This window comes from Arthrobacter sp. 24S4-2, assembly GCF_005280255.1.
Classification (GTDB): Bacteria; Actinomycetota; Actinomycetes; order Actinomycetales; family Micrococcaceae; genus Arthrobacter.
The window spans coordinates 3,823,833-3,843,391 of sequence record NZ_CP040018.1 but is presented as its reverse complement, the minus strand read 5'-3'; the positions used below and the strand labels follow the sequence as shown (position 1 = coordinate 3,843,391).

The following is a 19,559-nucleotide window of genomic DNA, read 5'->3' as shown; positions in this document are numbered from 1 at the left end:
AGAATAGGAACCATGACTTCCAGCTCTCCCCGCAACGAGGAACTCTTCGACCGTGCACGCCGGCTCATGCCCGGCGGCGTCAATTCACCCGTCAGGGCGTTTGGTTCCGTCGGCGGGACACCGCGGTTCATGGTGTCCGCCAAGGGCCCGTACCTGACGGATGCCGACGGCGCCGAGTACGTGGACCTGGTCTGCTCCTGGGGCCCTGCGCTGCTGGGACACGCCCACCCTGCCGTCCTCGAAGCGGTCCACGCTGCCGTGGACCGCGGGCTGTCCTTCGGCGCTTCGACGCCGGATGAAGCCAATTTGGCCGCCATCGTCCAGGAACGTGTTCCCGTCGCGGAGCGTGTCCGGATGGTGTCCACCGGTACCGAGGCCACCATGACGGCCATCCGCCTGGCCCGCGGCTTTACCGGCCGGGACCTGGTCATCAAGTTTGCCGGCTGCTACCACGGGCACCTCGACGGTCTCCTGGCTGCGGCCGGGTCCGGCGTCGCCACCCTGGCGCTGCCCGGTTCCGCCGGGGTCACCGCAGCCACGGCCGCCGAAACCCTGGTGCTTCCCTACAATGACCTCGCAGCCGTCGAGGCCGCGTTCGCCACGCACGGCAGCAACATCGCGGCTGTCATCACGGAGGCGGCTCCGGCCAACATGGGCGTGGTTACGCCCGGCGAGGGCTTCAACGCGGGCCTTTCGCGGATCACCCGCGAACACGGTGCACTGCTCATTGTCGACGAAGTCCTCACGGGCTTCCGCACCGGCTACTCAGGCTACTGGGGGCTTACGGGCGGGGCAGCGGATGCTGCCGAACCGTGGACCCCGGACCTGCTGACCTTCGGCAAAGTGATCGGCGGCGGCATGCCGACGGCGGCCCTCGCCGGCCGGGCAGACATCATGGACTACCTTGCGCCGCTTGGCCCCGTCTACCAGGCCGGGACCCTGTCCGGAAACCCCGTGGCCATGGCTGCCGGCGTCGCCACCCTGACCCATGCCACCCCGGAGGTGTACGCGTTCATCGACGCACGCTCGCTGGAGCTTTCCGCTGCGCTGTCCGCGGCACTGGACGCCGCGGGCGTGGACCACTCCATCCAGCGGGCAGGCAACCTGTTCTCGGTAGCCTTCGGCACCTCGGCCCGCGGCGTCCACAATTATGACGACGCGCAGGCCCAGGAAGTGTTCCGCTACGCGCCGTTCTTCCACTCCATGCTGGACTCCGGGGTCTACCTGCCGCCGTCGGTCTTTGAAGCGTGGTTCCTCTCCGCAGCGCACGACGACGCCGCCATGAACCGGATCTTCGAAGCACTCCCCGCGGCAGCCCGGGCTGCCGCCGGGGCAGCAGTGCCAGCGGCGCTTTAGGGCTTTCAGGGGGCGCCGGGGAATTCCTGCGCTACGCAAAGATCCCCGGTTACTGGCCGTCTCCGCCCTTGGGCGGATGGCGGTCAGTAACCGGGGATCTTTTTTGGGTTCGCGTGCGGGTCTGTCTACAGGACGTCGGAGAGGAAGCCCTGCAGCCGTTCCGTTTGCGGATTGTTGAACAGCTGCTCCGGCGGACCGGACTCCACCACTACGCCGGCGTCCATGAACGTCACCGTGTCGGACACGTTGCGGGAGAAGCCCATTTCGTGGGTAACCACCACCATGGTCATGCCTCCCTGGGCCAGGTCCGCCATCAGCGCGAGGACGCCCTTGACGAGCTCCGGATCCAGCGCCGAGGTCGCTTCGTCGAAGAACATGACCTCCGGCTTCATGGCCAGTGCCCGGGCTATGGCCACCCGCTGCTGCTGGCCGCCGGACAGGTTGGCCGGCCGGGCATCGGCCTTGTGCTTCAGTCCGACCAGGTCGAGCTGTGCGAGGGCTTCGTCACGTGCCTGTTCCTTGGACATGCCCCGCAATTTGCGCAGAGCCAGCGAGACGTTTTCTGCCACCGTCTTATGCGGGAAGAGGTTGAACTGCTGGAAGACCATGCCTATCCGCCGGCGCAGCTCGTCCGGGTTGTCTTTCAGGACCGAACGGCCGTCCAGCAGGATGTCCCCCTGATCCGGTTCGATGAGGCGGTTCATGACCCGCAGCAACGTGGACTTTCCTGAGCCTGAAGGGCCGATCACGGAGGCCGTGGTGCCCTTTTCGACGTGCAGGTCAATGCCGCGCAGGACGTGGTTGCTGCCGAAGGAAAGGTGGATGTTCTTCCCTGTCAGTGTTCCGGATGCGAATTCGCTCATACGTGCGCTCCCTTTCCGACGACGGCGGCTGCCTCGTCCGGTTCCTTCTTTTCCGGCCGGCCTGAGCGCAGGCGGCCGTCAATCCAGTTCACGAAGTGCGTGAGCGGGATGGTCAGCGCCAGATAGAAGATGGCCGCGGCCACGTACGGAGACAGGTTGCCGCTGTTGGCAGCGGCGTCCTTGCCGATCTGGAAGATTTCACGTTCCGTCGCGAGCAGTCCCAGCATAAAGACCAGCGATGATTCCTTGATCAGTGCAATGAATTGGTTCACGAGGGCAGGCAGTACCCGGCGGATTCCCTGGGGAACCACCACAAGGCGCATGGAGGGGCCGTAGCCGAAACCCAGGGCACGCGATGCTTCGAGTTGTCCCTTGTCAACGCTCTGGATGCCGGAGCGGAAGATTTCACCGATGTAGGCACCCGACATCAGGGACAATGCCGCGATGGCCATCGGGTAGGGACTTGTGGAGCCAGTCAGTTCACGAATGATCGGCCCGAAACCGAAGCCAATGACCAGGATCGTCAGCACAGGCGGGAGCCCGCGGAGTATGTCCGTGTAGACCCGTGCAATCCACCGGGCCGCTGCGTTCCGGGAGATCCCCATGAGGGCGAGCAGCATTCCCAATGCCGTCCCGATGATGCCGGAGATGACAGCCAATACGAGGGTGTTGGGCAGGCCGATGGCGAACATCTTGGGAATGACTTCGCCCATCGCCTTCCAGTCAAAGAAGGTGTTGGCGAGCTGGTTGAGGATATCCATGGAACGCCCGGTTACTTGGCGGGGATCTGGACGGCCTTGCTGCCAGGCTTCCAGCCCTGCGGCGTCTGCTCGGCCAACGTCGGACGGTCCTTGTACCACTCGGCCGTGAGCTTGGCCCATGTGCCGTCAGCGATTACGGCATCCAAGCCTGCGTTCAGGGCATCGATCAGCGCCTTGTTGTCCTTGTTCACGGCGTAAGCGGTGAAGTTCTGGGTGTTCACGACCTTCTCGGCGATTTTGGTGTTATCGCCTTCCTTGACCTGGCCGGTAGCCTGCTGCGACGGAGCCACCCAAGCGTCGATCTGGCCGTTCTTCACGTTGCCGTAGACGGTGTTGTAGTCCGGAAAGCGGACGGGCTCGATCTTGAGCGTGTTGGTGACGTAGTCATCCTGGACAGTTCCCTGGACGACGCCGATGCGGGCGCCTTCCTTGAGATCGGCGAAGCCGGTGATCTTGGAGTCTGTCTTGGTCACGACAGCCATGTAGCCGAAGTCGTAGCCGTTGGTGAAGCCGACAGTTTTGCGCCGTGCATCGGTGGTCGAGATCGAGGAGGACCCGACGTCGAACTGCTTGTTGGCTACCTGCGAGAGAAGCGCGGAAAAGTCAGTGGAGGCGAACTCGACCTTGAGGCCCAGCTTGTCGCCGATGGCGCGCAGGAGTTCGTTGTCGTAGCCGGTGAATTTGCCGGAGGGGTCGATGAAGATGTTCGGCGGGGCGTCCGAGAGGGTGCCGACGCGCAGCGTGCCGTCTGTGGCGAGGCCGAGCTTGGACTTGTCGATCTTGTCCAGCGCGGTGACATCTGCGGTGGTGTACTTGTCCAGCGTCTGCTGGTCGCTGCCGGCGAGGGCATCGGTGGGCGTTCCGCTGGGGCGGCGGCGCCGCCGCCGCACGCGGCCAGGGACACGGCCACGGCAATGGCCACAGGAACTGTGGTCAGCCACTTCAGGGCTTTGGCTTTCATCACGCATCACTTTCGTTCGGGAGACACAGGGGCGGCGAGCGGTGGGAGGCCGTCCACGGCGGAGATCCGGCGTCGCAGAGGGCGCGCCCGCAAAACTTAATTGTCTCACCAGGCACTCCGGCGACCGTTAGACGAAGAAACGCGTGCCCATAATCCCTATTATCCGAATGGTGTGCAGCATTTCTAGCTGCCCCGTTCCGAACCCGCCAGCAGAACGACCTGCAGCGGAATCAGAGAGCGATCAGCATTACCTCGGCCGGTGAATGCGCGACTGTGAAATGCGTCGCACCTCTCAGAAGTCGCCCCTGCTGGCGTCCTCGGGCGGGAGGACCGGCCATTCACCCTCGATCACTGCCGTGGGCTTGGTCTTGCGGAGGTAGGTCTGGAAGTCCGCAGCCTGCGTTGCAGCCCAGCCGACCTGCAGTTGGTGGAGCTGGCCGGCCGCCATCCGGAGCTTGGGGAATTTTCCGGCCATGGCATCCAGCATCCGAAGCGTCGCCAGGGCGTCCGCGGCGGAAGTGTGGGCGTTATCCAGGTTGACGTCGTACTCCTCGCACAGCGCCGTCAGCGTCCTCTTGCCCTTGCGGTAGCGGTCCACCTGCTTGTTCATGATGTAGGGGTCAAGCACGGGGAACCGGTTCAGTTGCGGAATGCCGTACCGGGCGGACTCGGCGGCCAGCACAGTGAAGTCATAGCTGGCGTTGAACGCGATCACCGGGACACCGTCGTCGAACAGACCCTGAAGGACGGCAGCCAGTTCGCGGGTGACTTCCGCAGCCGGGCGGCCCTCCTGCCGTGCCTTTTCGGTGGTCACTCCATGGACCTCACTGGCTTCGGCCGGGATCTCCACCCCGGGGTCGGCCAGCCACTCGTGCTCCTTGAGGACACCGCCGTCGGCATCCACCACGGTGACGGAGGCAGTGACGATCCGGGCGGAGCGCGAGTTGCGGCCGGTGGTTTCCAGGTCGAAGGCTGCCCGGGGCAAGGAGTTCCAAGTGCTCATGCTCCAAAACTACCTGCCGCCACTGACAGTTTTGTGCCATGCCACCGGCGTGCCGCCGGCCGGCCGCCGTGCCTTCGCTGGTCCCCCGTCGGACGGCGGCGGGCGCCGAGGGGGCCGGCGAAACCGTTAAGCTGGGTTCATGCGTTCGGAGTATGTTGAGGCGGTGCTCGCCCTGGTTGAGCTCGTTCCTCCGGGAGCAGCCGTGGCCTACGGGGATGTCGCCGAGCTTCTCGGCTCCGGCGGCGCGCGGCAGGTGGGATCCGTCATGAGCCACCACGGAAGTTCCGTCCCCTGGTGGCGCGTGCTGAGGGCCAGCGGGGAGGCGCCCCAGGGGCTCGGAGCCGAAGCCCTGCAGTTTTACCTGGCAGAAAAGACTCCCCTTCTGGGCCGTTACCTCGACTTCATCCGGACTGGCGAGGGCCGCTGGCGCGTCGACCTGATGGCCGCCCGGTGGGCTCCGGATGACCATGATTTTGACCTCATTGACTCCATTGCCGAGCGGCTGGAGCGTCAGCTCCATAAATTGTCGGCCCCGGATGATGAAATGACCGTGTGACACTTACCACCGACTCCGCGGGAGCCCAAGCAGTACAGCTGGCAGGACAGCAGGAACGCCAGCTAACGATCGCCAGGCCTGCCGGAGCCGCCGCGGCCCTGCGGCTTCTGCCTCCCCGGCACGTGCACAGCGTTGTTCCCGTGCTGTCGCCGGACCAGCAGGCCGCCGTGGACGTCCCGCACGGTTCCGGTCCGGTCCTCGTCCCCGGGGCCCCGGGAACAGGGAAGTCCACCGTGCTCATCGAAGCGGCCGTACGCCGGGCGGAACGCGACGGTGTGGACCCGGAGCGAATGCTCGTGCTCGCGCCCAGCCGACTGGCCGCCGATTCCCTCAGGGACCGCTTCACCGCACGGCTCAACAGGAGCCTCAGCACGACGCCGGCCCGCACCTGGGCGTCGTACGCCTTCGATCTGATCCGGCGCGCCAAGGCGGAAGGCATCCTGCCGCTGCCGCGGCCGCCGCGGCTGCTTTCCGGACCCGAACAGGACCTCATCATCAAGGAACTGCTCGAGGGCCACGCCCGGCCCGGCCTGGAACTGCCGTGGCCGGAAGACCTGGGTGCAGCGCTGGAAACCCGCGGATTCCGCCAGGAAGTCCGCCAGCTCTTCGACCGCATCATCGAATCCGGCCGGACACCTGATGACCTTGTGACCCTGGCCCGCCAGTGCAGCCGTCCGGACTGGGTGGCCGCGGCCGCGCTCTACGCCGAGTACCGCGACGTACTGGACCTGCGGATGCCCGAGGCGTTTGATCCCGCCGGAATCATCACGGCCGCACGCCAGATATTCCAGGACGCCCCGGACTTCCTGGCCGCCGAGAGGGACCGCCTTCAGCTCATCCTGGTGGACGACATCCAGGAGGCCAACCCGGCCGTGTTCGAGCTGCTGGCGGACATTGCTACGGGCAAGGACAGCTATGTGACCTACTCTCCGGACACCGTTGTCCAGGGGTTCCGCGGCGCGAGGCCGGACCTCACTGCTGAATTGCCGCACCTGCTCTTGTCCGCTGGCACGCCGGGAAGCCTGCCGGGCGACCCAGCGGCTGCAGGCGCCGCCCTGGAGCGTCCGCTCTGGGTGACCCACCGCCACCGGCCCGCCGTTGCGCAGGCCTGGCTTTCCGTGGCCGCGCGCATCTCCCAGCGCGCCGGCGGACAGTCCGCCCGCCGCCTGGAGATCCCGGGAATCCCGGCGGATACTCCGGAAGGTTGCGCTGCCGCAGATGACGGCAGCGTGGAAGGGCATCTCCTGCCGTCCCCCGTCCACGAACTCCGGTACGTGGCGCAGCGCATTCTTGACGCCCACCTGAACCACGGACGGGAGCTTGGCGACATTGCCGTGATCGTCCGCAACGGCGGGCAACTGAACCAGCTGCTGCGTCACCTCGCCGGGCATGGCATCCCCGTGCAGGTACCCGTTGCCGAGTCTGCTGTCCGGGACGAGGTGGCAGTGCGGCCGTTGCTGGATGCCTATGCCGTCGCCCTTGACCCCGCGGCGCTGACCCCCGAGTCGGCTGTCTCCCTCCTGACCTCCAGAATCGGGGGCGCCACCTCCATCGAGCTCCGCCGCCTCAGGCAGTCACTTCGGCGCGAGGAGATCCTGGGCGGAGGCGGACGGACCAGCGACGCACTCCTGGTTGAGTCGCTGCTGGAGCCGGGGGCGCTGGCTACGCTGGGGATTGAAGGGCACTCTGCCCGCCGCGTCGCCCGGATGATCCATGCCGGGCGGGCAGCCGCCAGTGAACCGGGAGGAAACGCCGAAACCGTGCTGTGGGCACTTTGGAACTCCACCGGCCTCGCCGCCCGGTGGACCGATGCAGCCCTCGCCGGTGGTGCGGCGGGCGCCAGGGCAGACCGTGACCTGGATGCCATGATGGCGCTCTTCCACACCGCCGAACGCTATGTGGACCAGTTGCCGGGTTCCGGCCCTGAGCAGTTCCTGGAGTACCTGCTCAGCCAGGAGCTCCCGATGGACACACTCGCGGCCCGGGCGCAGCTGGAGGACGCCGTCGAACTGATGACGCCGGCCAGTGCTGCCGGACGTGAATGGCCGGTGGTCATTGTCGCCGGCCTGCAGGAAGGCGTGTGGCCCAACACGAGGCTTCGCGGGGAGCTCCTGGGCAGCACGCTCTTTGCCGACGCAGTGGAGCACGGCGTGGACCATGCCCTGCAGCTTGGCCCCATCAGCAGGCTGCGTGAGATCCGGTACGACGAACTCCGCAGCTTTTCGACGGCGGTCTCCCGCGCCACCGAGGTGCTCATCTGCACCGCGGTATCGTCCGAGGACGAACAGCCCTCGGCCTTTCTCGACTATGCCGCGCCGCTGCAGGCCGGCCAGGACCGGCGGACATTCACCCCCGTGGAACGTCCGCTCACACTGCGTGCCCTGGTGGCGGAGCTGCGGCAATACGCGCAGCTGGACGGAAAGCACGCAGCTGATTCCGTCGAGGCAGCCAGGGTGCTCGCCGGACTTGCTGCGGTCGAACCGTCCGTGCCGGGAGCCCATCCCGACTCCTGGTGGGGGCTCGCGCCGCTGTCTTCCGAGGAACGGATTGTGCCGCCCGGAGGAACAGTGTTCGTCTCGCCGTCCAAAGTGGAGACCGTCCAGAAGTCCCCGCTCGACTGGTTCATCCAGGCTGCCGGGGGCGAAGCCGCCACCGACTTCGCCAGAAGCCTCGGAACGCTGGTCCACGCCATCGCCCAGGATCTGCCTGACGCTTCGGGCAGCGAATATGTTGCAGAGCTGGTCCGGCGCTGGCCGACACTCGGCATGAAGGACAACTGGGAGGGCAAGCTGGATTTCCAGCGGGCCGAAGCCATGGTCCGGAAGCTGGCACAGTACATCCTGGTCATGCGCAGTGAAGGCAGGAGCCTGGTCGGCGTGGAACGCGACTTTGAGGTCAATCTGCCGGACATCGTGGACGATCCGCCACAGGAAACAGACGGACCGGCGGAAGCTGAAGCCGAGAAGACCGTGAGATCCTCGGTGCTGCGGGGGCAGGTGGACCGGCTGGAGATCGATTCTGAGGGGCGGCTGGTGGTGGTGGACCTCAAAACCGGGAAGCGGCAGCCGGCCAAAGGCGATCTGTCGCGCCACCCGCAGCTGGGCGCGTACCAGGCGGCAGTGCTGGCGGGCGGTTTTACCGACCCGGACGCTCCGGGCACAGCCGCCCAGCCGGGCGGGGCAGTTCTGGCCCAGCTCGGCACCAGCAGCAAAAGCCCCGGCGTCCAGGCCCAGGAACCGCTGGACCCTTCCGGGAACTGGGCGCTGGACATGGTGAACGAGGCCGCGCAGCTTATGTCCGGAAATGTTTTCGAGGCACGCCACGATCCGGCGAAATCAGGCCACGGCGGCCACGGTTGCCGCTTGCCTGAAGTGTGCCCCCTGTGCTCCCGCGGAAAGCAGGTAACCGAATGACGCCGGCCCACGACGTCCCGGCGCCGCGGTTTTCACCCGAGAAGCTGACGGCCATGTTGGGCGAACGCAACAGCCCCACAGCGGAACAGTCTGCCATCATCTCCTCGCCGCTCACGCCGCGGCTGGTCATCGCCGGCGCAGGCTCGGGCAAAACCGCGACGATGGCGGACCGCGTGGTGTGGCTCGTGGCCAACGGCTGGGTACGGCCCGAGGAGGTCCTTGGTGTCACGTTTACACGCAAGGCTGCCGGGGAACTGGCCAGCCGGATCCGCGCCAAGCTGGCCGCCCTCCAACGCATCGCAGCGGAGGACACCCGGCACCTGACCTTCCCGGCTGGACTGCTCAGCGAGGACGCCCTGGAACCCAAGGTGTCCACATACCACTCCTACGCCAGCGGCATCGTGTCTGACTATGGTCTCCGGCTCGGTGTGGAACGCGACGTTGTGCTGCTGGGCGGTGCCCAGGCATGGCAGCTTGCCAGCGAAGTGGTGGAGGCTTTCGACGGCGACTACGAGCACTTCCGCGCAGCCAAGTCCACGCTCGTGCGGGCCGTCATCCAGCTCGCGGGCGAATGCGCCGAACACCTCCGGGATCCCGGCCAGGTGCAGGACTGGCTGATGGACCGGGTCGCCGAATATGACGCCCTGCCTTATGTGGCCGGCGCCAAAAAGAACCCGACCCAGGCTGCCGGCGAACTGGGCGCCATGCTGCGCACGAGGGCCAGCGTGGCCGAAATAGTGGGCAGGTATTCCGAAGCAAAGCGGGCACGCGGAGCGCTCGACTTCGGCGATCTGGTGGCGCTGGCCGCCCGTGTGGCCAGCGAGATTCCGCTCGCCGCCGAAGTGGAACGCCAGCGGTTCAAGGTGGTCCTGCTCGACGAATTCCAGGACACCTCCCACGCTCAGCTCGTTCTGTTCTCCCGGCTCTTCGGCGGCGGCCATGCCGTGACGGCAGTGGGGGATCCCAACCAGTCGATCTACGGGTTCAGGGGCGCGTCCGCCGGCCAGCTCTTCCACTTTGTCCGGGAGTTCCCGGTCAGGGTGGATGCAGACGCGCCGGACGCCGCCGCGGCCGATCCAGGTTCCGGGCCCGATGGGCTTGGGAACGCTCTGGCCCGCGACACGTTTACGGTGGCGCCCACTTCCTACCTGACCACTGCGTGGCGCAACGGTCGCAACATCCTGTCCGCGGCCAACGTCATCTCGGCGCCGCTCAGCGCTGCTGCCGTACAGGCCGGTCCGGCCGGGGAGCGGGAGTCCGCAGAGTCCGTGGAAGTCCCGCCGCTGCAGCCCAGCCCCGCCGCAGCGCAGGGGAAGGTGGTCATCGGCCGGTTTGCGACGGACGAAGACGAGGCCAGGGCCATTGCCGGTGATGTGCTGAAGTACCGCGTCACCGACTTCGAGGACTCAGCCGGGGAAGATCGCGTACCGCCTGCCATGGCCGTGCTGTGCCGCCGCCGGGCCCAGATGGAGTGCGTTCGGCGCGAGTTTGAAGTACGGGGGATCCCCTATGAAATTGTGGGTCTCGGAGGCCTTCTGGACACCCCCGAAATTGTGGACCTGGTAGCCACGCTGCGCGTCCTCGCCGATCCGGGCCGCTCGGACTCGCTGATGCGCCTCCTTGCCGGGGCCCGCTGGCGGATAGGACCGGCGGACCTCATGGCATTCCGGGACTGGTCCGCTTTCCTTGCACGGCGCCGCGGGCGCCCGGGTCCGGAGGAGGGCGACGATGCCGACGCCGACGTCATTGAGGGCGACATCACCGATTCGGCGAGCCTGGTGGAAGCCCTGGACTGGCTGCCTCGCGAAGGGTGGACGTCGGGCCACGGCCGGAGTCTGAGCACGGCTGCCCTGGACCGGCTGCACGCCTTCTCGTCCGAACTCCGGCAGCTCAGGGGATTCATGGGCGATGACCTGACCACGCTGCTCGGCGAGGTGGAACGGGCCATGCTTCTTGATATTGAGGTGGCGGCCCGCCCCGGGTTCAGCATCCACCAGGCCCGGCGGAACCTGGACGCGTTCCATGATGCTGCGGCGGGCTTCCTGCACACCTCGCACCGCGTTGACGTCCTCGCCTTCCTTGCCTGGCTGGAGGCAGCGGCCACCGAGGAAGGCGGGCTGGACGTGGCAGCACCGGACGTCAACCATGAAGCCGTTCAGCTTCTGACTGTGCACGCCTCAAAGGGCCTGGAATGGGACGTTGTGTTTGTCCCGGGGCTGAACGCCGGGGCTTTCCCGAGCAGCCGGGATTCGCGTTGGAGCAGTGGAAGCGCTGCCCTGCCGTGGCCGCTGCGGGGAGACCGCGCCGATCTGCCGCAGTGGGACCTGGACCAGCCCGACCAAAAAGGGTGGCTGGATGCCGAGAAGGACTTCAAGGCTGACGTCCAGGCGCACGGCGAGGCCGAGGAACGCCGGCTCGCCTACGTGGCCTACACCCGGGCGAAATTCGTGCTGTGGGTTTCCAGCGCCGCCTGGGTCGGGTCGCGCGCCGGGATGGCCGAGATGTCGCCGTTCCTTGCGGAGCTGGCGCCTCTTGCAGGCGCCACCGGGCAGGCTGCGGGCGGACCCGCCGGGTTGCCGGAAGCGCCGCAGGAGCTGGCCGCCGTCGTGCACCCTGAATCCGTGGAGGAAACATCGTTGCCGGCCGAAAGTCCGTTGACCCAGGATCTCGAACTGGCGCTGTGGCCCTACGACCCGCTGGAGGGACCTGTCGACCCGCGAACCGGCGCCAGGCTCAGGCTGGTCCCGGGACGGCGGGCAGCAATGGAAACGGCTGCCGTGCGGGTCCGCGAAGCCGTGGCTGCCGGTGGTCCGGTGAATGCCGCTGGGGGTTCCGTTTCCGAACAGCCCCGGCAGCCCCGCAGCCTCGCGGCAAACTGGGCACGGGAAGCGGCGCTGCTGCTGGAGCGCCGCCACCGCCGGTCCGCCGTTCAGGATGTCCACCTGCCCGGGCATATCTCGGCTTCCACTTTTGTGGACCTGGGCGACGATCCCGGTTCAGTGGTGGCCCGCCTGCGCCGGCCGGTTCCCCGAGAGCCAGGCATGTCGGCACGCAAGGGCACGGCTTTCCATGCCTGGGTGGAGGAGTACTTCGGCTCGGCAGGAATGCTGGACCTGGACGAGGCGCCGGGTTCGGACAACCACATTGACGAGGCCTACGGGCTGGACTCCATGGTGGAGACGTTCCGGAATTCCGAGTGGGCGCACCGCGCACCCGCCCATGTTGAGGTTCCGGTGGAGACTCGCATCGGCGACGTAGTGGTGCGCGGCCGCATCGATGCCGTGTTTCGGGATGCCGACGGCGGCTGGGACCTGGTGGACTGGAAGACGGGCCGCCGTCCCGCTGCAGGCCAGCTGAAGGTGAAGGCTGTCCAGCTGGCTGTCTACCGTCTGGCGTGGGCCAGGCTCCAAGGAGTTCCGCTGGACAGCGTCCGCGCCGCCTTCTATTACGTGGGCGAGGACCAGGTGGTGCGCCCCCATGATCTTGGCTCGGCGGAGCAGCTGGAAGAGATCATCACCGCGGCCCTCGGCGGAGCCGCAGCACTGGCCGGTAATCCCGCCGTTAGCGGAACTTTGCGTCCACAATCTTGAGGGCTGCGGTGGACGTGTCGTCCGCGGAGAACGCCGGGGGAGAAGCCGGGTTTCCGCCGCCGGCTGCCGGGCCCGATTCGCTGCCCCCGGCGGAAGCAGTCCCGGCTTGGTCCCCGCCGGAGGATACGGATTCCCCGGAATGCTTGGTTTCGGTTCCACCGGACAGGTCGCCGCGGGGTGCGGCCACGCCAGATGAACCCTGTACGGCGTCGGCCGGGATCGGCGTCACATGCACGGAGGGCATGGCGTCCGCTGAGGGTGCTCCGGACATCCCGGCAATCTGGTCGGCGGCAAGAGCAGGCTGGGCGGCACCGGCCGCCGGGTCCTGCGGCAACGGTTCCACACTCACCGCCGGAACGGCCTGCGGCAACGGCTCAACGCTGATGGGCTGTCCGCCGTGTTCGGCGATGTCCTCGGCCAGCGAGGCAAGCATGGCTTCGGCTTCACGGATCATGTCATGATCGTCCGCGGCGAGGCCCTTCACGAGGTACTGGGCCAGCGCAAATTCGGCGGAGAGCGCTGCCCGGCGCAGCAGGTGGGCGTCCGGGGCATCCCTGCGGCTGGACGTGTAGTGGCGAAGCACGGCGTCGACGAAGCCCTGTTCATTGGAGGCCACCAGCCAGGCCATGTCGTCGGCCGGATCGCCGATGCGCAAATCGGTCCAGCCGGTAACGGCCGTCACCCGGTGGCCGTCCACCAGGATGTTGTCCTCGTGCAGGTCACCGTGCACCACGCAGGGATTGAAGCGCCAGAGGGACACATCCTCAAGGGCGTGTTCCCACCGGCGCAGGAGCACCGGGGGGATCTTTCCGGTGGTCGCGGCCTGGTCGAGTTCGTTGAGTCGCCGCTGCCGGAATTCGTTGGGAGTGTAGCTGGGAAGGTCGGCGTTGCTGACCAGGGCCTGGGGAAGGTCGTGGATGGCGGCCAGGGCCGCACCCAGCTCCCGTGCGAGGCCTTCCGGGCCCGCTGTCAGCTCTTCGACACTGCGTGTGGTGCCGGCCAGGTGGGAGTAAACGAAGGTGCTGAGTGTCCCCTGCCGCACGGTGCCTGCAACTGTGGGCATGAGGAAGGGCAGTTCGGCCCTGATGCCCGGCGCGAAGGCACGAAGAACCATGAACTCCGTTTCCAGCCGTGCACTGGCTTCGGCGTGGCGGGGCGAACGGACACGCCACTGCTTCCCCTCCGAGTCCAGCAGAAGTGCCGAATCGAAGTCCGCCGGATCGTCGGGAGCTGAACTCACGGCGGTGGGCGTCAGTCCGGGGACTGCCGCAGTTGCTACAGCTGCCAGTTCGATCGGTTTTCTTCTCACGCATCCACGGTAGATTGACTGGCGCCCAAGACGGCGATGTACTACGGCGAGTCTCCAGATCGGGACGATTTACGTGGCAATTTCCATTGCCAAGGGGGCCGTCGGGCGGCTTCCCGGGGCAGCCTGGGCGGCCTGGGCAAATGTCAATTGTCTGCCGGAGTCAGTACGGTGGGTACATGAGTCTTGCGGAGTCCCCGGCAGCCCAAAATACAGCAGAACAAAACAAGGCAGCTGAGAATGTGTCACCGGGCGGTGCGGCCCCCTTGAAGCGCCTGCCGGCGAACCATCTGATGGACACCGTCCTTCCCGTCCGCCCTGCGTTGGTTGACCGCGGATCCGGTGCCCGCATGAAGCCGGGAATGGTTGAGGCCGTGGTCGGCTCCGGAACAGCACGCGCCATGGTGCTCTCCCACCGGCAGGCCCTGGTCTGCGGCGATAGCCTGCTGCTGATGGAGGCTGCCGGCCTGGCGGAGAGCCTCCATCAGGCCGGATCGCCCCCGTCGATGATGATTTACCTCGGTTCCGCCCTGCAAGGTTCGGACCTGGCAGAGGGCACGGAGCTAGTGCTCTTCGTCCTGGACGAACCTTTCGAAGTCCATGCCGAACAGTTTGAGCGGGGGATCGCCGGGATACCGGCCGACGCCGTGTGGACGGGTTTCCGCGAAATCGCGGCCCGCCTGAATGCCACGGATACCGCCCTGTTCGTCGAAGCCAGCGCCATCGCAAACTGGCATGCCACACACCTGCACTGCCCTCGGTGCGGCGCCGCAACGCTCGTGGAGGCCGGCGGCTGGGTCCGCCGCTGCCCCGCGGACAACTCCGAGCATTACCCCCGGACCGATCCCGCCATCATCGTCACCGTGGTTGGCCCGGATGACCGGCTCCTGCTGGGCGGCGGCGGGCCGCTGGACGCAAAGAACTATTCCACCCTGGCCGGATTCGTGGAGCCGGGGGAATCCCTCGAACAGGCAGTCGTGCGCGAAATCCAGGAGGAAGTAGGAGTGCGGGTCACTGCCGCCCAGTACCTGGGCTCCCAGTCGTGGCCGTTCCCGGCCTCGCTGATGCTGGGGTTCACCGCCACAACAGCCGACACGGAAGCAACGCCCGACGGCGTGGAGGTCACCCGGGCCCGGTGGTTCAGCCGTGCGGAACTCCAGGAAGCCGTGCTTAGGGGTGAGATCGTCATTTCCAGCAGGCTGTCCATTGCCCGGTCACTCATTGAACATTGGTATGGCGGCGTCATCCGGGACCGTCCCGCCGACACTTGATTCCCCGCGGCAGCAGCGGACACTCCACCGGAAACCATCGACCGACTGAGCAGCAAAGTGACAACTGACAATTTTGAACGCATCGCCGCCGGCGATAGCGCGTCCCCGGAAGTTCCGCAGGACAACCGGTCCCTTGAAGACCGCATTCTTGGCGGACTCGACGACGAGCAGAGGGAAGTCGCCAGCACGCTGAACGGCCCGCTTTGCGTGCTCGCGGGCGCAGGCACGGGCAAGACACGCGCCATTACGCACCGGATCGCCTATGGCGTGCACTCGGGCGTTTACAGCCCCCAGCGGCTGCTGGCCGTGACCTTTACTGCACGCGCCGCTGCGGAAATGCGAAGCCGGCTGCGCGACCTCGGCGTAGGCAACGTCCAGGCACGGACCTTCCATGCTGCGGCACTGCGGCAGCTCCAGTTCTTCTGGCCGCAGGCGGTGGGCGGCGCGCTTCCCAATCTCCTGGACCACAAGGCTCAGATGATCGCCGAGGCTGCCAGGCGTCTCAGGCTGAGCACTGACCGTGCGTCCATCCGGGACCTGGCCTCGGAGATCGAATGGGCCAAGGTGTCCATGCTTACCCCTGCCAACTACCTGGAGAATGCGCAGGGCAGGGGCAACCCGGGCGGCTTCGACCTCACCGCCGTGGCCCGCGTCTTCCAGTCCTACGAGGACGTCAAGACCGACCGCAACGTCATCGATTTCGAGGACGTCCTGCTGATTACTGTGGGCATCCTGCAGGAGGATCCGAAAGTCGCGGCTACTGTGCGGGAACAGTACCGGCACTTCGTAGTGGACGAGTACCAGGATGTTTCGCCGCTGCAGCAGCGGCTCCTGGAACTGTGGCTGGGCGGACGCGACGAACTCTGCGTAGTGGGCGACGCCAGCCAGACCATTTACTCGTTCACCGGTGCGTCACCCAAGCACTTGCTGGGCTTCAAAGCCATGTACCCGGGAGCCAGCGTCGTCAAGCTGATCCGGGACTACCGGTCCACGCCCCAAGTGGTAAAACTGGCCAACGACCTGCTCGCCGGCCGCCGCAGCGGGGGACCCGTCGCGGACGCGGCGTGGGCCGCACCGCTCAAGCTGGTGGCACAACGGGAGCCCGGGCCGCTGCCGCAGTTCACCGAATGCGCGGACGACGAAGCGGAGGCGGCCACGGTTGCGATCAAGATCCGCGAACTGCTCGACGCCGGCACGCCGGCCAGCGAGATCGCCGTACTGTTCCGGACCAACGGACAGTCCGAAGCCTACGAACAGGCCCTGGCATCAGCAGGCATCGGCTACCAGCTGCGCGGGGGGAGCGGTTCTTCGCCCGCAAGGAAGTCCGGGACGCAATCCTCCAGCTCAGGGCTGCCACACGCGCCGCGGCAGAGACCTCGGCCCCCGAACCGCTCGGCCAGCTGGTCCGGGACATCGTGGCTTCCCTCGGCTACACGGAGTCCGCTCCGCACAACGGGGGAGCCCTGCGGGAACGCTGGGAATCCCTGGCCGCGCTGGTTGCCCTGGCGGATGAGCTGGTGCTGAGCAGGGGCCCCCAGTTCACCCTCTCGGATTTCGTCAACGAACTGCAGGAGCGTTCCCTCGCCCAGCACGCCCCCACCGTGCAGGGCGTCACCCTGGCATCGCTGCACGCCGCCAAGGGGCTCGAGTGGGATGCCGTCTTCCTCGTGGGGCTCTGCGAAGGACTCATGCCGATCTCCTTCGCCGACTCCCCGGAAGACGTGGACGAGGAACGCCGCCTGCTCTACGTCGGCATCACCCGGGCGCGCGAGCACCTCTCACTTTCCTGGTCCGTTGCCCGGACCCCGGGCGGGAGGGCCAACCGGAAGCCCTCGCGCTTCCTTGACGGCCTGCGTCCGGATTCCGTGGCCAGCTCCACGGCCCGCGGCAAAGGTCCCGCCCCGCGGCGCAAGGCGGCTGCCCCGGCGATGTGCCGGGTCTGCGGAAGCATGCTGTCCACGGGCGCTGAACGGAAGGTGGGCCGCTGCAGCCAGTGCCCGCCGAGCTATGAGGAGCAGACCTTTGAAGCACTGCGTCAGTGGCGCAAGGACGTCGCCCTTGCCGCCGAAGTCCCGGCGTTCGTCGTGTTCACCGATGCGACGCTCACGGCGATTGCGGAGGCCCGGCCCACTTCCCTTGAACAGCTGTCACAGCTGGCCGGCATTGGGCCCTCCAAGCTGGAAAAGTACGGCGAAGCGGTGCTTGAAGTGCTGACGGAAAACGGCAGCGCCTGATGGCCGGAACCGCGAACAAACAAAGCAGCCCGCTGACGACGCACGACGGCGCCCCGGTTGTAGTGCGGCGTTCAGCACGGCGCCGCCGGACAGTGGCGGCCTTCTGGGAGAACGGCACCGCGGTCGTGGCCATCCCGGCGCATTTCAGCAAGGCCCAGGAAAGCGAATGGGTGCACCGGATGCTGGAGAAACTCCGGCTGCAGGGAGTCCGGCGATCCCGCGGGGCCGGGCGGCGCGGCCCGGCATCGGATGCCGCACTGGCCGAGCATGCGGCCGAACTGTCGAGGAAGTATCTTGGCGGACGGTCCGTGCCGTCGTCTGTGCGCTGGGTCAGCAACCAGAATTCCCGCTGGGGCTCGGCAACGCCCGCCGACGGACCATCCGGCTCTCCGACAAGCTGCGGCCCATGCCGCAGTGGGTGACCGATTACGTTCTGCTGCACGAACTCGCGCACCTGCTGGTCGCCGGGCACAATCCCGCGTTCTGGCGGCTCCTGGAGGCGTACCCCGAGACGCAGCGGGCCAAAGCGTTCCTCGAGGGCGTGGCGTTCGCCACCTCGCGCGGATTGGTGCCTGACGCCGACGGACACGGCGAGAGCACCGACGAAACCGAAGTCCCGTCGGTGCTCTTCTAAGTCCGCTTATGCCCTAGGCCTTAGGGGTCTCCCCGTCGTCGTTCCCGGATCCTTCGTCGTCCTTGGCCGGTTCATCGAATCCGCCGCTCAGCAGCTTCTGCAGGGCGTCATCCACCTCGGTGTCGTTCGCTTCGGCGAGTTTGCGGCGTGCACTGAACCCCTGCGGATCGTCCAGGTCCTCGCCGGTGGGCAGCAGGTCGGGGTGGTGCCAGATGGCGTCCCGGCCTTCGGTGCCACGTTCTTCCTTGAGGGAGGCCCACAAGGTGGCAGCTTCGCGGAGGCGCCGGGGCCGCAGCTCCAGTCCCACCAGGGAGGAGAAGGCATGTTCGGCCGGGCCGCCGGTGGCGCGGCGCCGCCGGACTGTCTCGCGGAGTGCCGACGCCGAGGGCAGGAACTTCTCCGTGGCCGCAGCAGTCAGTTCGTCCACCCAGCCCTCCACCAGGGCCAGCGCGGTTTCGAGTTTTTCGAGTGCCTGTTCCTGGGCCGGGGTCCGCTGGGGCATGAACACGCCCTGGGAGAGTGCCTCCTGGATGCCTTCGGGGTTGCTCGGGTCGATCTCCCGGGCCAGCTCTTCGATCTTTGAAGTGTCGATGTGGATGCCGCGGGCGTAGGCCTCGATGGCCCCGAGGAGGTGGCCGCGGAGCCAGGGCACCTGGACGAAAAGCCGGGCGTGGGCGGCTTCCCGGACGGCCAGGAAAAGCCGGATGTCGTTCTCGGGCAGGCTGAGGCCTTCGCCGAACTTGGCCACGTTGGCCGGGAGGAGCGCCATTTCGAGGTCGGCGAGCGGAACGCCGATGTCCGTTGAGCTCACCACTTCAGCGGAGAGGGCGCCGATGGCCTGGCCGAGCTGCATGCCAAAGATGGCACCGCCCATGTTCTGCAACATGGATGACGCCCCGCCCATCATCGACTTCATTTCTTCGGGCATCTGTTCGGTCATGGCAGTGGACAGCGCATTGGCAATACTGTTGGCCACCGGCTCAGTGAGCCGCTTCCACGTACCGAGGGTCTCCTCGACCCACTCGGCCCGGGACCATGCCCTGCCGATCAGGCCGGTGGCGGGAAGTTCCGTTACCTGGTCGAGCCACAACTCGGCCAGGCGCAGTGCCTCGTCGATTTCACGGGACTGTTGAGCGGTGACGGACGGGTCGGACCCGCTCGCAGCCACCCGGCGGGCGTTCTCGTGCGCGAGCTGCCAATTCACCGGGCCCTCGGAGGAGGTGCTCATCATTGCCTGCACCTGCGAGAACATCTGGGCCAGGAGGTTCGGGTCGTTAGGAAGTCCCGCGGCTTTGGCCAGTTCGGCGGGGTCTATGTCACCCATGCCCTTGCCACCCATGAGGTTCTGAAGCATTTCCGCAAGCGGATCCTTCGGGGTGTCGTCGTCGCCATTGGACGGATTGAGTGGGTTGGAGGTCATGATCCCGCCGATCGTCGGTGTGACTGTTGATCACCTTCACGGTACCCCGGGGCGTTGGCGGCTGTCTGCCGAAACCGGCCCCGTTCGCTGTAGGCAAAGAGCGCTCCAGCCCGCCCAACGCGTAGTGTTAGTAATCGGAATATTTGCAGGCTGCCGGCATTGAGATTGGACGCAGCCACAGTGCCGTGCCC

At 66.9% G+C, this 19,559-nt stretch carries 10 protein-coding genes and 3 pseudogenes; 7 read left to right on the top strand and 6 right to left on the bottom strand.

Features of this window, described 5'->3' with window-relative positions:
* Nucleotides 1-12: 12 nt before the first annotated feature.
* Nucleotides 13-1,356, top strand: a complete 1,344-nt coding sequence (hemL, locus tag FCN77_RS17785; protein WP_137323333.1) for a glutamate-1-semialdehyde 2,1-aminomutase — start codon at nucleotides 13-15, stop codon at nucleotides 1,354-1,356.
* A gap of 125 nt (nucleotides 1,357-1,481) precedes the next feature.
* On the opposite strand, the gene FCN77_RS17780 is transcribed toward hemL, so the two are convergent.
* From FCN77_RS17780 to FCN77_RS17765, 4 genes and pseudogenes are all read right to left on the bottom strand, one after another.
* Nucleotides 1,482-2,219 carry an amino acid ABC transporter ATP-binding protein gene (locus FCN77_RS17780; protein ID WP_137323332.1) on the bottom strand — a complete coding sequence of 246 codons (738 nt, stop codon included), beginning with the start codon at nucleotides 2,217-2,219 and terminating at the stop codon, nucleotides 1,482-1,484.
* The gene (locus tag FCN77_RS17775) at nucleotides 2,216-2,980 is read right to left on the bottom strand and encodes an amino acid ABC transporter permease (RefSeq protein WP_137323331.1); all 765 of its coding nucleotides are present in this window, start codon (nucleotides 2,978-2,980) and stop codon (nucleotides 2,216-2,218) included. The genes FCN77_RS17780 and FCN77_RS17775 overlap by 4 nt, the downstream gene beginning before the upstream one ends.
* A gap of 11 nt (nucleotides 2,981-2,991) precedes the next feature.
* A pseudogene (locus tag FCN77_RS17770) lies at nucleotides 2,992-3,941 on the bottom strand (ABC transporter substrate-binding protein).
* A 292-nt stretch (nucleotides 3,942-4,233) separates the two neighbouring features.
* Nucleotides 4,234-4,944 carry a 3'-5' exonuclease gene (locus tag FCN77_RS17765; protein WP_137323330.1) on the bottom strand — a complete coding sequence of 237 codons (711 nt, stop codon included), beginning with the start codon at nucleotides 4,942-4,944 and terminating at the stop codon, nucleotides 4,234-4,236.
* Between the two features lie 139 nt (nucleotides 4,945-5,083).
* Here FCN77_RS17765 and FCN77_RS17760 point away from each other — a divergent pair, with 139 nt between their 5' ends.
* From FCN77_RS17760 to FCN77_RS17750, 3 genes are read left to right on the top strand one after another with little or no spacing between them, the layout of a single operon-like run.
* Complete coding sequence (locus FCN77_RS17760) at nucleotides 5,084-5,500, top strand: MGMT family protein (protein ID WP_137323329.1); 417 nt, start codon at nucleotides 5,084-5,086, stop codon at nucleotides 5,498-5,500.
* A 38-nt stretch (nucleotides 5,501-5,538) separates the two neighbouring features.
* Complete coding sequence (locus tag FCN77_RS17755; RefSeq protein WP_254679038.1) at nucleotides 5,539-8,913, top strand: ATP-dependent DNA helicase; 3,375 nt, start codon at nucleotides 5,539-5,541, stop codon at nucleotides 8,911-8,913.
* The gene (locus FCN77_RS17750; RefSeq protein ID WP_137323328.1) at nucleotides 8,910-12,503 is read left to right on the top strand and encodes an ATP-dependent DNA helicase; all 3,594 of its coding nucleotides are present in this window, start codon (nucleotides 8,910-8,912) and stop codon (nucleotides 12,501-12,503) included. Before FCN77_RS17755 ends, FCN77_RS17750 begins: the two co-directional genes overlap by 4 nt.
* Here the strand turns inward: FCN77_RS17750 and FCN77_RS17745 are convergent.
* Nucleotides 12,475-13,812 (bottom strand): macrolide 2'-phosphotransferase, encoded by a 1,338-nt coding sequence (locus tag FCN77_RS17745; RefSeq protein ID WP_137323327.1) that lies wholly within the window; start codon nucleotides 13,810-13,812, stop codon nucleotides 12,475-12,477. The genes FCN77_RS17750 and FCN77_RS17745 overlap by 29 nt on opposite strands.
* A gap of 290 nt (nucleotides 13,813-14,102) precedes the next feature.
* Between FCN77_RS17745 and nudC the strand changes: the two genes are divergently transcribed.
* The 3 genes and pseudogenes from nudC to FCN77_RS17730 all read left to right on the top strand — a co-directional run bounded on the left by nudC (nucleotide 14,103) and on the right by FCN77_RS17730 (nucleotide 17,948).
* Complete coding sequence (gene nudC / locus FCN77_RS17740) at nucleotides 14,103-15,080, top strand: NAD(+) diphosphatase (RefSeq protein WP_254678613.1); 978 nt, start codon at nucleotides 14,103-14,105, stop codon at nucleotides 15,078-15,080.
* Nucleotides 15,081-15,161: 81 nt separating this feature from the next.
* Nucleotides 15,162-17,314 (top strand): annotated as a pseudogene (locus FCN77_RS17735) (ATP-dependent DNA helicase UvrD2).
* Nucleotides 17,314-17,948: pseudogene (locus FCN77_RS17730) on the top strand (M48 family metallopeptidase). The pseudogenes FCN77_RS17735 and FCN77_RS17730 overlap by 1 nt, the downstream one beginning before the upstream one ends.
* Nucleotides 17,949-17,961: 13 nt before the next feature.
* On the opposite strand, the gene FCN77_RS17725 reads toward FCN77_RS17730, so the two are convergent.
* On the bottom strand, nucleotides 17,962-19,368 hold the full coding sequence (locus tag FCN77_RS17725; RefSeq protein WP_137323325.1) for a zinc-dependent metalloprotease: 1,407 nt from the start codon (nucleotides 19,366-19,368) through the stop codon (nucleotides 17,962-17,964).
* Nucleotides 19,369-19,559 lie beyond the last annotated feature (191 nt).